This window comes from Streptomyces sp. G5(2025) (assembly GCF_049542075.1).
GTDB lineage: Bacteria > Actinomycetota > Actinomycetes > Streptomycetales > Streptomycetaceae > Streptomyces.
In genome coordinates, this window is the sequence record NZ_JBMUZT010000006.1 from 1,782,923 (window position 1) to 1,797,820 (window position 14,898).

Genomic DNA, 14,898 nt, shown 5'->3' on the forward strand with positions numbered 1-14,898 from the left:
GCTTAGGGCCTGCCGTTACGCGCCGGCACCCGCTGTCACGCGTCGCCCTCCCGCTCGGCGAGGAAGCGTTCGAATTCCCGGCCGATCTCATCGGCGGAGGGGATATCGGCCGGCTCGGCCAGCATGTTGCCGCGGTCCTGGGCACCCGCCGCCGCGTCGTACTGGTGCTCAAGTCCTTGGATCAGCGCGACCAGTTCCTCGTCGCCCTCCTGGATCTGCCGGTCGATCTCGGTCTGGGTACGGTGCGCCTCGGTGCGCAGGCCGTGCGCGACGCCGGGCAGCACCAGGCCGGTGGCGCCGGTGATCACCTCCAGGACCGTGAGGGCCGCGTCCGGATAGGTGGAACGCGCGATGTAGTGCGGGACGTGCGCCGCGACGCCCAGCACGTCGTGGCCCGCCTCCAGAAGGCGGTACTCGACGAGAGACGCGGCGCTGCCCGGCACCTGCGCCTCCTCGAACGGGCTGCGGTGACCGGGGACCAGGTCGGTGCGGTTGCCGTGCGGGGTGAGGCCCACGGGGCGCGTGTGCGGCACACCCATGGGGATGCCGTGGAAGTTCACCGACAGGCGCACGCCGAGGCGCTCCACAATTTGCTGGACGGCGACGGCGAAGCGCTCCCACTCGATGTCCGGCTCGGGCCCGGAGAGCAGCAGGAAGGGCGCGCCCGTGGCGTCCTGCACGAGGCGGACGTCGAGCGTCGGCACCTCGTAGTCGGTCCAGCGGTCGCGCCGGAAGGTGAGCAGCGGGCGGCGGGCGCGGTAGTCGACGAGCCGGTCGTGGTCGAATCTCGCCACCACCTGCCCGGGGAGGCTGTCCGTGAGCCGCTCGACGATCTGGTCGCCGGTTTCACCCGCGTCGATGTATCCGTCGAAGTGGTAGAGCATGACCAGTCCGGCCGACTCCTGGGCGAGCGCCATGTCGACAACGGCGAGGCCCTTCGGCTCCCATGCGTACAAACCCTGCGGATCAAGCACTGTGACCGCTCCTCCTCGTGTTCGTAACGGAGAACGCACGGGGGACACAGGCATTCCCGCCGATGCCGGCCGCGCGGCCGGCAATTCGACCCACACCTTGACGCGGACATGTCCCGCCTCTACGTTCTCCACGTTCATATGCGCACTCATGGTTCATGTACGAGAACCTCACCTCACCCCTCGACGGGAAGGTCACCCCCCACATGCGCACCCGACGAACCTTGCTGACGGCCGTACTCACGGCGACGACCGCCTCCGCGACCCTTGCCGCGACCCTGACCGTGACCCTGGGCGCGCCCGCCGCCGCGGCGCCCGCGCGGAACGTCGAGGTCGCCACCGCCGCCCAGCTCAAGGCGGCGCTCACCGGCGCCTCGCCCGGCGACACGATCCACCTCGCCGACGGAACGTACTCCGGCAACTTCAAGACCTCCGTGGCGGCGAGCGCCGGTTCCCGCATCACGTTGACCGGTTCCGCGAAGGCGGTGCTCACGGCCGGCGGCGGCTACGGCCTGCATCTGGACGGCGCCGCGTACTGGACGGTGAAGGGCATCACCGTGACCGGCGGCCAGAAGGGCATCATGATCGACTCCGCGCGGGGCGTCGTCGTGGACACCGTCACGGTCCACGGCCTCGATATGGAGGGCGTCCATTTCCGCACGTCGAGCCGCGACGGCGTGATCAGGAATTCCCGGATCCATGACACCGGGAACGACGGCCGCGGCATGGGCGAGGGCGTCTATGTCGGCACCGCCAACACGCTCTCCGACAAGAGCGACAACGTACAGATCCTCGGGAACACGATCGGCCCGGACGTGGGCGGCGAGGCGATCGACCTCAAGGAGGGCACCACGGGCGGCAGGGTCTCGGGCAACACGTTCGACGGCAGGGGCCTGACCGGCAACCACTATGACGACTCGTGGGTCGACGTGAAGGGCAACAACTACGTCATCGAGAACAACACCGGCAAGAACACCCTGAACAACGGCTACGAGACCCACACCCAGCAGTCGGGGTGGGGCTGCGGCACGGTCTTCCGTAACAACCGGTCGACCTTGACGGGCGCGACGGGCGACAAGCAACTCGCCATCAACGTCACGAACCACAACAGTTCCTGTCGGACGACGGTGTACGCGAGCAACACGGCGGCGGGCGGCAGGGGCCTGACGAACATCGAGGTAACCCCGTAAGGGCGAGGTCCCGGAGGGACCAGCCGTCAAGGGGCGCGGGGAACTGCGCGCTCAGCCGCCACCGGGCCCGCACCCGGAACAGCACAGCGGGCCCGCACCCGGAACAGCACAGCGGGCCCGCACCCCCGGAGGGGATGCGGGCCCGCAGCGTTCAGCTACCGCCTAGCGAGAGCGACGCGAGGTCAGCTCTGGCCACCGGCCAGCTTCTCGCGAAGCGCGGCGAGCGCCTCGTCCGAAGCCAGGGCGCCGGAGTTGTCGTCCGACTCCGAGGAGTACGAACCGCCGCCGCCACCGGACGCGGCCGGAGCGGCGCCGGCCGGAGCCGCCGCACCCTCGGCCTCGGCCTGGGCGTCGGCCTCGCGGGACTTGATGACCTGAGCCTGGTGCTGCTCGAAGCGCTGCTGCGCCTCGGCGTACTGGGTCTCCCAGGCCTCGCGCTGGGTCTCGTAGCCCTCGAGCCAGTCGTTGGTCTCGGGGTCGAAGCCCTCGGGGTAGATGTAGTTGCCCTGGTCGTCGTAGGACGCGGCCATGCCGTACAGGGTCGGGTCGAACTCGACGACCGACGGGTCGGCGCCGAAGGACTCGTTGGCCTGCTTCAGCGACAGCGAGATCCGGCGACGCTCAAGGTCGATGTCGATGACCTTGACGAAGATCTCGTCGTTGACCTGGACGACCTGCTCCGGGATCTCCACGTGGCGCTCGGCCAGCTCGGAGATGTGGACCAGGCCCTCGATGCCCTCGTCGACGCGCACGAACGCACCGAACGGAACGAGCTTGGTGACCTTACCGGGAACAACCTGCCCGATCTGGTGCGTGCGGGCGAACTGCTGCCACGGGTCTTCCTGCGTCGCCTTGAGCGACAGGGAGACACGCTCGCGGTCCATGTCCACGTCGAGAACCTCGACGGTGACTTCCTGGCCGACCTCGACAACCTCGGAGGGGTGGTCGATGTGCTTCCAGGACAGCTCGGACACGTGGACGAGACCGTCGACGCCGCCGAGGTCCACGAACGCACCGAAGTTGACGATCGAGGAAACGACGCCGGAGCGGACCTGGCCCTTCTGCAGGGTCGTGAGGAAGGTCTGGCGGACCTCGCTCTGGGTCTGCTCAAGCCAGGCACGGCGGGACAGGACCACGTTGTTGCGGTTCTTGTCCAGCTCGATGATCTTGGCCTCGAGCTCCTTGCCCACGTAGGGCTGGAGGTCGCGGACGCGGCGCATCTCGACGAGGGAGGCCGGCAGGAAGCCACGGAGGCCGATGTCGAGGATGAGACCACCCTTGACGACCTCGATGACGGTACCGGTGACGATGCCGTCTTCTTCCTTGATCTTCTCGATCGTGCCCCAGGCACGCTCGTACTGAGCGCGCTTCTTGGACAGGATCAGACGGCCTTCCTTGTCCTCCTTCTGGAGAACCAGGGCCTCGATCTCGTCGCCGACCTTGACGACCTCGTTCGGGTCGACGTCGTGCTTGATCGAGAGCTCGCGGCTCGGGATGACGCCTTCGGTCTTGTAACCGATGTCGAGCAGGACCTCGTCCCGGTCGACCTTCACGATGACGCCGTCGACGATGTCGCCGTCGTTGAAATACTTGATCGTCTCGTCGATCGCGGCGAGGAAGGCTTCCTCGTTACCGATGTCGTTGACCGCTACCTGCGGGGTGGTGGCGGTGGTCTCGGTGCTGCTCGTCATGTGGGTTAGGGCTCCGGTACGGACATTGAAGTCGTAGGTACTGCAACGCCGGGAGCCGATTTCGCTCTGCAGAAGCCGGACAGCCTAGGAGACGCGGCTTCCGGCAAGGGAAGGCGCCTCGACAACCGAGGGGACATACAACAGACGCGAGCGCAGCCTGCTATGTCTGAGGAGCGCAGGCTCGCAGCGCAACTTGTAGCATACGGGGGCAGCCGGACAGGGTCAATGCGCGAAGGCGCACACCCGGGGCGGAACGCCGCATACCCGGCACAAAAGCTGTCGTCTGAGGCCACACGGGCCGCACCGCGCCCCGCCTCGACGAGTTCGACGGAAGATTACGACGATGGAGCCGATCATCCAAGAGTCCGAACTGCCCGAGCCCGAGGCCACCCGCCGTGCCGCGAACGTCACGGAGAGCAGTCGCGCCAACCGCGGCTGGTGGGACAGGAACGCCGACGACTACCAGGTCGAGCACGGCACGTTCCTCGGGGACGACCGTTTCGTGTGGGGCCCCGAAGGGCTCGACGAGGTGGAGGCGGAACTGCTCGGCCCGCCCGAGGATCTCAAGGGCAAGGACGTCCTGGAGATCGGCGCGGGCGCCGCCCAGTGCTCGCGCTGGCTGCTGGCCCAGGGCGCGCGCCCCGTGGCCCTCGACCTCTCCCACCGCCAGCTCCAGCACGCGCTGCGGATCGGCGGGGATGTCCCTCTGGTGCAGGCCGACGCGGGAGTGCTGCCCTTCAAGGACGGCTCCTTCGACCTCGCCTGCTCCGCCTATGGGGCGCTGCCCTTCGTCGCCGACCCGGTGCTGGTCCTCAAGGAGGTGCACCGCGCGCTGCGTCCCGGCGGCCGCTTCGTGTTCTCCGCGACGCACCCGATCCGCTGGGCCTTCCCCGACGAGCCGGGCCCGGAGGGCCTGTCCGTGTCGGCCTCCTACTTCGACCGCACTCCTTACGTGGAGCAGGACGAGCAGGGGAACGCCGTCTACGTGGAGCACCACAGGACCGTCGGCGACCGGGTGCGCGACATCGTGGCGGGCGGTTTCCGCCTCGTCGACATCGTGGAGCCGGAGTGGCCCGCCTGGAACACCCAGGAGTGGGGCGGCTGGTCCCCGCTGCGCGGAAACCTGATCCCGGGGACGGCCATCTACGTATGCGTACGAGACTGAGCGTGTGACCCGTGACCTCGCCGCCCTGAACCTGCCCGTACGTGACGCGCTGCCCGGCCTCTCCGCCGCCCTGGAGGGACCGGGCAGCGCGGTGCTGTGCGCCCCGCCCGGCACGGGCAAGACGACGCTGGTGCCGCTGGCGCTGGCCGGCCTGCTGGACGGCTCACAGGCTGTACGCCGGGTCGTCGTCGCCGAGCCGCGGCGTATCGCCGCACGGGCCGCCGCACGGCGGATGGCCTGGATACTCGGCGAGAAGGTGGGCGAGAGCGTCGGCTTCACCGTGCGCGGCGAGCGCGTCGTGGGCCCACGCGCGCGCGTGGAGGTCGTGACGACGGGTGTGCTGCTCCAGCGGCTGCAACGCGACCAGGAGCTGGCCGGTGTGGACGTCGTGGTCATCGACGAGTGCCACGAACGGCATCTGGACGCGGACACCGTGGCGGCCTTCCTGGTGGACGTGCGGGCGGCGCTGCGGCCCGAGCTGCGGCTGGTGGCCGCGTCCGCGACGACCGACGCGGCGGGGTGGGCGCGGATCCTCGGGGGCGCGCCGGTGGTGGAGGCCCAGGGGATCGCGCACCCCGTGGAGGTGGTGTGGGCGCCGCCGGCCCGGCCGGTGCGGCCGCCGCACGGGATGCGCGTCGATCCGGCGCTGCTCACGCATGTGGCGTCGGTGGTGCGGCAGGCCCTGGCCGAGCGGGACGGGGACGTCCTGTGCTTCCTGCCGGGGGTGGGTGAGATCGCGCGGGTGGCCGGGCAACTGGGCGACCTCGGGGACGTGGAGGTGTTGCAGGTCCACGGGCGGGCTCCGGCGGCCGTGCAGGACGCGGTGCTCGCGGGGTCGCCGGGGCGGCGGGTCGTGCTGGCCACGTCCGTCGCCGAGTCGTCGTTGACGGTGCCCGGCGTGCGGGTGGTCGTGGACTCGGGTCTGGCGCGCGAGCCGCGGGTCGACCACGCGCGTGGGCTGAGCGCGCTGGCGACGGTGCGGGCCTCGCAGGCTGCGGGGCGGCAGCGGGCGGGGCGGGCCGGGCGTGAGGCGCCGGGGGCCGTGTACCGGTGCTGGGCGGAGGCCGAGGACGGGCGTCTGCCGCGCTTTCCGGCTCCGGAGATCAAGGTGGCGGACCTCGCCGCGTTCGCCCTGCAGACGGCGTGCTGGGGCGATCCGGACGCCTCTGGGCTCGCGCTGCTCGATCCCCCGCCGGGCGGCGCGATGGCGGCGGCGCGGGACGTCCTGACGGCGGTGGGCGCGGTCGACGCGGCGGGGCGGGTGACGGAGCGGGGCACGCGCATGGCGCGGGTGGGCCTGCATCCCCGCCTGGCCCGCGCCCTGCTGGACGCGGCGCCGCTCGTCGGCACCCGGCGGGCCGCGGAGGTGGTGGCGCTGCTGAGTGAGGAACCGCCGCGGGAGTACGGCGACGAGCTCGCCGCGGCCTGGCGGGCCGCTCGGCGTGGCCAGGACGGCTACGCGGCGCGCTGGCGCACGGAGACGCGCCGCCTGGCCTCGGCGGTCGGGGACCCGGACCGTGCGACGGCTTCCGGCGCCGGGAGCGACGAACGGGTCGCCGGGGTGGTCGCCGCCATGGCGTTTCCCGAGCGGGTGGCCCGGGCGGTCGGCGGCGGCACGTACCTCATGGCCAACGGCACCCGCGCCGAGCTGCGCCCCGGTTCCGCGCTGACGGGGGCGGAGTGGATCGCGGTGGCCGTGGCGGACCGCCCCGTCGGCGCCGGGCACGCGCGCGTGCTGCTCGGCGCGCAGATCGACGAGGACGCGGCGCGCAGCGCCGCCGCGCCGCTGTGCTCCGAGCGGGACGAGGTGGCGTGGTCGGGCGGGGACCTGGTGGCGCGGCACGTCGAACGCCTCGGGGCCGTCGAGCTGACGGTACGCCCCTTGAAGGACCCCGACCCCCAGCTCGTACGGGAAGCACTGCTGGCCGGGTTGCGGGAGGGAGAGACCGGGCTGCTGAAGTGGTCGCGGGGGGCGCGGGAGCTGCGGGAGCGGCTCGCCTTCCTGCACCGGCACCTGGGGGCGCCGTGGCCGGACGTATCGGAAAACGCCCTCCACGCGCGCGTGGACGAGTGGCTGGAGCCCGAGCTGTCCAAGGCGCGGCGCCGGGCCGACCTCGGCCGCATCGACGCGGGGCAGGCGCTGGGGCGGCTGCTGCCGTGGGCCACCGGTGAGGCCGTACGCCTGGACGAGCTCGCTCCGGAGCGGCTTGAGGTGCCGAGCGGGTCCAGGATCCGGATCGACTACTCCGACCCCGGGCAGCCCGTCCTCGCGGTGAAGCTCCAGGAGATGTTCGGGTTGGCCGAGACCCCTCGGATCGCCGGTGGGCAGGTGCCCGTGGTCGTCCACCTGCTGTCGCCGGCGGGGCGTCCCGCCGCCGTCACGGCCGATCTCGCCTCGTTCTGGCGGGAGGGCTACCGCGCGGTGCGGGCGGAGCTGCGCGGCCGTTATCCGAAGCATCCGTGGCCGCAGGACCCGGCGTCGGCCGAGCCGACCCGGTACACCAAGGCGCGCCAGGCCCGGGAGGGCGGGAGCGCCTAGGCGTTGACGGGTTCCGGTTCGGGGCCGGTCCTCGCCGCGGGCCCGGGGCCGCTCGGCCTGCGCCCGCGGGCCTCCAGCCAGAGGGAGAGCGCGAGCAGGAGCAGGCCGAGGCCGAGGAAGCCCCAGGGGAGGTAGGAGGTGAGCAGGAGCACCAGGACGCGCTGGGACGTGACCAGGTCGACGGTGCTCTCGATGTAGTCCTCGCGCATCTTCACGTGCCCGGCGAAGACGGTGACCTTGTCGCGTCCGCCGAGGAGGGTGCCGCCGCGCAGTTCGTTCTTCTGGATCTCCTCGCCGTGGACGGGGGCGCCGGTGGTCGGCTCGACCCAGAACTTGCGGACGGTGGTGTACCAGCGGGTGGTGCCGGTCTTGGCGAGCGACTTCGGGGTGATGCCCTTGACCGGCATCGTCTTGGGGAAGGGGACCTCGGTCCAGGGGATGGTCTGTTCGAAGTAGTAGACCTCAAGGCCGCGGAAGGTCCGGGTGCCCTTGTAGTGGATGGGCTTGGTGACGCGGGCCTGCGCGTCGAAGTACTCGTAGTCCCGTTTCTCCGTCAGGAAGGGCCACTTGAACTCGATGCCCTGGCGCTTGACCGGGTCCCCGTCGACCGACTCCCCGGTGGCGTGCACCGGTTCCTGGCTGTGCGCGTCGAAGATGTAGCGCTCGGGGACCTTGGAGACCATCTTGCCGTCGGAGTCCTGGACGTAGGAGAGCGCGTCCCAGACGACGACGTCGCGGTCAGCGCTCTTCTCGATCTCCTCCGAGGCCTCCACGTTGCCCTTGAGGGTCTGCACGATGGTGACCTTGTCGACTTTCTCGGCCTTCATCGTGCCGTAGTCGATGAGCGTGGGGTTCTTCGCCTCCAGGACGGCTTCCTGGTACTGGCCGGGCGGGATCTTCGCGAGGCGCGGGAAGGCGTACCAGCGCATGAGCGGGGACATGGCCGTGAAGAACACGGCGAAGGCGAGCAGGACGAGGCTGGCCTTGCGGCGCATCGCGGCGACCCTCCCTACGTCTACGGGTGCTCGGGACAGTGCGTCTACGGGTGCTTGGGACCGTGCGTCTACGGGTGCTTGGGGACGGTGGTGAGCAGCGGCTTGGGGGACGTCTCGCCGGGCGGGGCGCCGATCGCCGTGATGGTCAGGACCAGGGCGAGCGCGACGGCGAGACCGGTGGCGGCGGCGATGAGGGCACGCATGCGGGCCTCCCGAGTCGGTCGGCGGTCGTCGGCCGTCGACCGCCGACCGGAACTGATAGGGCGTCAGGTCGGGCACCGTAGCAACGCGGGAGCGAGATGAGAACACGTCGCGCCCTACAGGACCGCCCCCGTGCCGTTGGCGGCGCGGGGGCGGTCCTGTAGGGCCTGCGGGAGATGCGGTCAGACGGTCGGAGTGGCCGCAGTGGTGGGACCGGTCGGGGTGGTGGTGGCCGGCGGGGTGGTGGTGGCCGGCGGTGTGGCCGGATCCGTCGGGGACGTCGGGGTGGTCGGTGCGGTCACCTTCAGCTCGACGGTGACGGTGGCGCCGCCGGCCGTGACGATCCGCAGCAGATACGTGCCCGCCGCGTCGTCGGCGTGCAGCACCGGCAGCTTCAACAGGCCGTTCGCGTCGGTCTTGAGGCCCTTGAGGGCGCGGACCGGATTGCCGCTCGTGTCCTTGGAGAAGTAGGGGCCCTTGTCGTTGGGCGTGGCGTCCGTCGCCGACTTGATCAAGGTGGCGGTGGCCGCGACACCGGCGGCCGCCCGGCCCTTGTACGTCGCCTTGACCTCGACCCGGTCGGCGAACTCCTTGCCCGCCTCACAGACCAGCGGCTTGTCGCTGGTCCTGGCCAGGGCATCGGCCTGACGCGCGGTCACCTTACCGGCGTAGTCGAGGCCCGTCAGCGTGCGGCCCACGACTCTGGCGCGCACCGTGAACCGGCCCACCTTCTCGCCCGCCTTGAGCGCGGGGGCGGTGGCCTTACCCGCGGCGTTCGTGGTGACGACGACGCTCCTCGCGCCGCCCTCGAAGCGGGTGTCCGTGTCACCGACGACGCGGAACTTCACCTTGACCTTGGCGACGGCGGAGCCCGACTCGGACTCCGTACGCACCTGTACGCGCCCGGCGAAGGCGTCGCCCGCGGTGGCGGCCAGCGTGCCGGTGCCCGCGTCCGTCAGCCGCGCGACCTGCTCGGCGGGCGTGGGGGCGGGCTTGTCGTCACCGCCGTTCCCGGGCTTGCCGCCATTGCCGGGCTTGCCGCCGTTGCCCGGATTGCCGCTGTCGCGGGGCGGTTCGTAGGTGCCCGTCATGTCGCGGTTGCCGTTGCCGCCGGAGCCGCCCGGCGTCACGCCCGGGTTGTGCGTGCGGTCGTCGCTGCGGTCGTCCGGCAGGACGCCCTTGCCGTCGGGGACCTCGTGGGTGCCCTTGCGGTAGTACTCCAGCCACGACAGGACCGTGTTCAGGTACTCCGTCGAGCGGTTGTAGCTCAGGATCGCCTTGTGCAGGTCGTCCTCGTCGGCCAGGTCGCGGCCGTTCGCGCAGAGGTAGTGGCCGGCGGCGAGCGCCGCGTCGTAGATGTTGTTGGGGTCCTTCTTGCCGTCGTTGTTGCCGTCCTGGCCCGAGGTGGCCCACGTCGACGGGATGAACTGCATGGGGCCGACCGCGCGGTCGTGCGTCGTGTCGCCGTCGAGCACGCCGCGGTCGGTGTCGGTGATCTTCGCGAAGCCGTCGCCGTTCAGGGGCGGGCCGGTGATCGACTTGAGCGTCGTGCCGTTCGCGTCGACGCCGCCGCCCCAGGCGTGGCCCGACTCGACCTTGCCGATGGCGGCGAGCAGCTCCCAGGGGACGTTGCAGCCGGGCTTGGCGTCGGCGAGCGCGGCCTCGGCCTTCTTGTACGCGTCGAGGACAGTGACCGGCACGCCCGCCTCGGCCTCCTTGTCACCACCGTTGGGCGGGAGGGGGGTGGGGCTCTTGAGGCGCGGCAGATCGGTGTAGTAGGGCGAGTCACCGGTCGCGGAGTCGCCCGGCGGCGTGTCCGCCGCTCCCGCCGTGCGATCGCCGCGCGGGACGTCCGTCACGCCCGGGGCCTGCGACGCGGCGAGTGCCGCCACCGCCGCCGCGGCCACCGCGCTGGTCACCGCCCCCCTGCGCAGTCGCCTGCCGAATACCGGCGCCATGACCGAGCCACCCCTCCCCTTTTTGACGACTGTTGCGCGCCGACCCCACCTCCGTACACGCTCGTCTTCGTACGCGCGTGCTCCCCAGCGGGGCGGCTCTGGCGACACTACGACAACTTCCCGCGCCCAGGCACCCGTTCGTGCCCGGTTTTTACCAGTTGGCCAGTACGCCGCGACAGGGCTGTTACGTCGTGGGGCTCTCCCCCTCCCGGCCGGGCTCCTCCCCGGGCGCCGTGAAGTCGCCCTCCGGCGGGGCCGACCCGTCCGGGACCTCACTGATCTCGCTCTCCGGGGTGAAGCCCTGGGCGACGGCGCGGCCCCTGTGGAGAGCGCGGTGCACGGCGTGCGCGACGCGTTCCACGGTGCGCACTCCGTAGGCCATCGAGGGGTTGCCGTGGCTGAGGACGACGATGCGGTACGTGCGGCCGCCGCCGGTGAACACGCCGACGCTGTGCACGCGCCAGCCGTGCGCGGTCCTCGGCAGCCAGCCGTTCTTGAGGTGGGCGCGGACGCCGCGCGGCATGCCCGCGGGCACGCCCCAGCGCTGGTCGCTCCGTACGTCGGCCATCTGCCGGAGGCCGTAGGCACGGGCGTTCGGCCTGAGGACCCCGCGGACGCCCGGGGCGTCGGTGAGCACGCCGAGCAGGCGCTGCTGGTCGGCGGCCGTGGTGCGGGTCAGACCCCAATAGCCGTACGGGCCAAGGGTGGTGGCGGTGGTGCCGACGCGGCGCAGGAAGCGGGAGAGGTGGGGGCGGCCGAGGTTGCTCCAGAGCCGTCCGGCCGCGTCGTTGTCCGAGCGGGTGATCATGGGGCGGATCCGGCGGTGCTCCCAGGCGGTGAGGCCGCGGCCCCACTCCTGCGCGCGGCGCAGCGCGGCCTCCATCATCAGCACCTTGGTGAGGCTGGCCGCGTCGTATTGGCGGTGGCTCGCGAGTTCGCAGACGAGGCCGGTGCGGGTGTCGTGCACGGAGACGGAGACGCTGCCGGCCCTGGACGACAGCGCCGCCCGGATGTCCTGGGACACCCGGGCGGCGAGGGGACCGTCACGGCCGGCCGTGCAGAGGGCTGCGCCCTGCTGGTCACTGGCGTCGGCGGCGGCCGCGGGTATGGGGCTGCTCAGCAGGGCCGTGGTGAGCGCCGCGGCGATCATGGACCGGCGGCGGGCTCGCAGGTCTCGCAGGTGAGGGGCCATGGGGTCATCCTGGCGGGGCCGCGTGCGGGGGGCGCGGGGGCGGGGGCCACGTGGGTGAGGGGCCCTGCGGGGCCGCGGGGCTAGAGCCGGGGGGCGCCCCCCGGGGCGTTGGTTGCCGAGGGGTAGGGGGTGGTTGCGGGGCGGTTCTCTCTGCGGGTGCGGTGGGGGCTGGTCGCGCAGACGAAAGCCCCAGCCCAGGCCGCGGCTCCCCACCGCCCCGCCCCCGGAAGGCTAATGCGCTGCCGATTCCCAATCCGGGCCCACGCCCACCGACACGTCCAGCGGCGCCCGCAGGGCCACCGCGCCGGCCATCTCCCGGCGGACCAGCTCCTCCGCCTTCGCCCGCTCGCCCGGAGCGATCTCCAGGACGATTTCGTCGTGGACCTGGAGCAGCATCCGGGACTCCAGCTTCGCCTCCGTCAACGCCCGGTGGACGTTCAGCATGGCGATCTTGACGATGTCCGCGGCCGTGCCCTGGATCGGGGCGTTCAGCGCCATCCGCTCGGCCATCTCGCGGCGCTGCCGGTTGTCGCTGTTGAGGTCCGGCAGGTACCGCCGCCGGCCCAGCATCGTCTCCGTGTAGCCCGTGGCCCGCGCCTCGTCGACCGCGCGGCGCAGATAGTCCCGTACGCCGCCGAACCGCTCGAAGTACGTGTCCATCAGGGCACGCGCCTCGCCCGCGTCGATGTTCAGCTGCTGGGAGAGGCCGAACGCCGACAGGCCGTACGCCAAGCCGTACGACATGGCCTTGATCTTGCGCCGCATCTCCGCGTCGACCTTCGAACGGTCCACGGAGAACACCTGTGAGGCGACGGTGGTGTGCAGGTCCTCGCCTGAGGTGAACGCCTCCAGGAGGCCTTCGTCCTCGGAGAGGTGCGCCATCACGCGCAGCTCGATCTGGCTGTAGTCCGCCGTCATCAGCGACTCGAAGCCCTCGCCCACCACGAAGCCACGGCGGATCGCGCGGCCCTCGTCCGTACGGACCGGGATGTTCTGGAGGTTGGGGTCCGTCGAGGAGAGGCGGCCCGTGGCGGCCACCGTCTGGTTGAACGTGGTGTGGATGCGGCCGTCCGCGGCGATCGACTTGATCAGCCCCTCGACGGTCACGCGCAGCTTCGCCTGCTCGCGGTGGCGGAGCATGATGACCGGTAGTTCGTTCTCCGTCTGGGCGGCCAGCCAGGCCAGCGCGTCGGCGTCCGTGGTGTAGCCGGTCTTGGTCTTCTTCGTCTTGGGGAGGTTCAGCTCACCGAAGAGGACTTCCTGGAGCTGCTTGGGCGAACCGAGGTTGAACTCGTGGCCCGCCGCGGCGTGCGCCTCCTTCACCGCCTGCTGCACGGCGCCCGCGAACTGCTGCTCCATCGCCTCCAGATGGGCGCGGTCGGCCGCGATGCCGTGCCGCTCCAGGCGGGCCAGGAGCGTGGACGTGGGCAGCTCGACGTCCTGCATCAGGTCGCTCGCGCCGACCTCCCGCAGCTTCTCGCCGAAGGCGGTGCCGAGGTCCAGGACGGTGCGGGCCTGCGACATCAAGAAGTCCGCCTCGGCCCGCTCGTCCTCCTCCGTACCGAAGGCGAGCTGTCCGTCGGCGGCGGAGGCGGGCGCCAGCTCACGGCCCAGGTACTCCAGGGAGAGGGCGTCCAGGGCGAAGGAGCGGCGGCCCGGCTTGACCAAGTAGGCGGCCAGGGCGGTGTCCATGGTGACGCCGTCCACCGACCAGCCGTGCTCGGGGAAGACCCGCATGACGGCCTTGGCGTTGTGCATCACCTTCGGCTTGGCGGGGTCGGCGATCCAGGTCGCGAACGCGTTCTCGTCGGCCTCGTCCAGGGCCGTCGGGTCGAACCAGGCCGCCGCTCCCCCGGCCGCGGCGAGCGCGACCTCGGTGACGGTGCCCGAACCGAGCTGCCAGGTGTCGACCGTGGCCACGCCGAGGACCGCCTTGCCGTGCTCGGCCAGCCACGGGGCCAGCTCGCCCGCGCCCAGGACCGCGCCGTCCAGCTCCACGCCGGGCGCGGCGGGGGTCTGCTCGGCCTCCTCGGCGCCCGGGTCGACGGCCAGGAGACGCTCGCGCAGCGAGGGGTTACGGATCTCCAGGGTGTCCAGGACCATGGCGAGCGCCGTGCGGTCGTACGGAGCGCGCTCCAGGTCGGCGACCGTCTTCGGCAGCTCGACGTCGCGCACCATCTCGGTCAGGCGGCGGTTGAGCTTGACCGCCTCCAAATGGTCGCGGAAGTTCTGCCCGGCCTTGCCCTTGACCTCCTCGGCGCGCTCGACGAGGTCGGCGAACGAACCGAACTGGTTGATCCACTTCGCGGCGGTCTTCTCGCCGACGCCGGGGATGCCCGGGAGGTTGTCCGACGGGTCGCCGCGCAGTGCCGCGAAGTCGGGGTACTGGCTGGGCGTGAGGCCGTACTTCTCGGTGACCTTCTCCGGGGTGAAGCGGGTCAGCTCCGAGACACCCTTGGTCGGATAGAGCACGGTGACGTGGTCGGTGATCAGCTGGAAGGAGTCGCGGTCGCCGGTGACGATCAGCACTTCGAAGCCGGCCGCCTCCGCCTGCGTGGCAAGCGTCGCGATGACGTCGTCGGCCTCGAAGCCGTCCACGGCGAAGCGCACCGCGTGCATCGCGTCGAGCATCTCGCCGATCAGCTCGACCTGGCCCTTGAACTCGTCCGGCGTCTTGGAGCGGTTCGCCTTGTAGTCGGGGAACTCCTGGGAGCGCCACGTCTTGCGCGAGACGTCGAAGGCCACCGCGAAGTGCGTGGGCGCCTCATCACGCAGGGTGTTCGCCAGCATCGACGCGAAGCCGTAGATCGCGTTCGTCGGCTGGCCCGTGGCGGTCGTGAAATTCTCCGCGGGCAGCGCGAAGAACGCCCGGTACGCCAGGGAGTGCCCGTCCATGAGGAGCAGGCGCGGGCGCTGCTCGCCGCCCGCCTTCGGGGCCTTGGCCGCCACGGTCTCGGACTTCTTCTTCGATGCTGTTTCTGCCACGTCCCCGATCC

At 71.5% G+C, this 14,898-nt stretch carries 10 protein-coding genes; 3 read left to right on the plus strand and 7 right to left on the minus strand.

Annotated elements, in window-relative coordinates:
• Nucleotides 1-35: 35 nt before the first annotated feature.
• Complete coding sequence (locus ACOBQB_RS18985; protein ID WP_423593229.1) at nucleotides 36-974, minus strand: PAC2 family protein; 939 nt, start codon at nucleotides 972-974, stop codon at nucleotides 36-38.
• A 203-nt stretch (nucleotides 975-1,177) separates the two neighbouring features.
• On the opposite strand from ACOBQB_RS18985, the gene ACOBQB_RS18990 reads away from it, so the two are divergent.
• Nucleotides 1,178-2,161 carry a right-handed parallel beta-helix repeat-containing protein gene (locus ACOBQB_RS18990; RefSeq protein WP_423593231.1) on the plus strand — a complete coding sequence of 328 codons (984 nt, stop codon included), beginning with the start codon at nucleotides 1,178-1,180 and terminating at the stop codon, nucleotides 2,159-2,161.
• Between the two features lie 182 nt (nucleotides 2,162-2,343).
• Here the strand turns inward: ACOBQB_RS18990 and rpsA are convergent, their stop codons facing one another.
• Nucleotides 2,344-3,852 carry a 30S ribosomal protein S1 gene (rpsA, locus tag ACOBQB_RS18995; protein ID WP_423593232.1) on the minus strand — a complete coding sequence of 503 codons (1,509 nt, stop codon included), beginning with the start codon at nucleotides 3,850-3,852 and terminating at the stop codon, nucleotides 2,344-2,346.
• 343 nt (nucleotides 3,853-4,195) lie between these two features.
• Between rpsA and ACOBQB_RS19000 the strand changes: the two genes are divergently transcribed.
• Together ACOBQB_RS19000 and hrpB are read left to right on the plus strand one after the other, a co-directional pair.
• Nucleotides 4,196-5,017, plus strand: coding sequence for a class I SAM-dependent methyltransferase (locus tag ACOBQB_RS19000; protein WP_423593234.1), 822 nt, complete (start codon nucleotides 4,196-4,198; stop codon nucleotides 5,015-5,017).
• A 4-nt stretch (nucleotides 5,018-5,021) separates the two neighbouring features.
• Nucleotides 5,022-7,556 carry an ATP-dependent helicase HrpB gene (gene hrpB, locus ACOBQB_RS19005; protein ID WP_423593236.1) on the plus strand — a complete coding sequence of 845 codons (2,535 nt, stop codon included), beginning with the start codon at nucleotides 5,022-5,024 and terminating at the stop codon, nucleotides 7,554-7,556.
• Here the strand turns inward: hrpB and ACOBQB_RS19010 are convergent.
• The 5 genes from ACOBQB_RS19010 to polA all read right to left on the minus strand — a co-directional run bounded on the left by ACOBQB_RS19010 (nucleotide 7,553) and on the right by polA (nucleotide 14,887).
• Nucleotides 7,553-8,551: a DUF3068 domain-containing protein gene (locus ACOBQB_RS19010; protein ID WP_423593238.1), complete on the minus strand. Its 999-nt coding sequence runs from the start codon at nucleotides 8,549-8,551 to the stop codon at nucleotides 7,553-7,555. The two genes, hrpB and ACOBQB_RS19010, sit on opposite strands and share 4 nt — an antisense overlap.
• A gap of 68 nt (nucleotides 8,552-8,619) precedes the next feature.
• Nucleotides 8,620-8,754, minus strand: a complete 135-nt coding sequence (locus ACOBQB_RS19015; protein ID WP_423593240.1) for an SPW_0924 family protein — start codon at nucleotides 8,752-8,754, stop codon at nucleotides 8,620-8,622.
• A gap of 180 nt (nucleotides 8,755-8,934) precedes the next feature.
• Nucleotides 8,935-10,710 carry a lytic transglycosylase domain-containing protein gene (locus ACOBQB_RS19020; protein WP_423593241.1) on the minus strand — a complete coding sequence of 592 codons (1,776 nt, stop codon included), beginning with the start codon at nucleotides 10,708-10,710 and terminating at the stop codon, nucleotides 8,935-8,937.
• Between the two features lie 184 nt (nucleotides 10,711-10,894).
• Entirely contained in the window at nucleotides 10,895-11,902 is a 1,008-nt protein-coding gene (locus ACOBQB_RS19025; protein ID WP_423593243.1) for a serine hydrolase, read from the minus strand.
• A gap of 231 nt (nucleotides 11,903-12,133) precedes the next feature.
• The gene (gene polA, locus ACOBQB_RS19030) at nucleotides 12,134-14,887 is read right to left on the minus strand and encodes a DNA polymerase I (RefSeq protein ID WP_423593245.1); all 2,754 of its coding nucleotides are present in this window, start codon (nucleotides 14,885-14,887) and stop codon (nucleotides 12,134-12,136) included.
• Nucleotides 14,888-14,898: the final 11 nt, after the last annotated feature.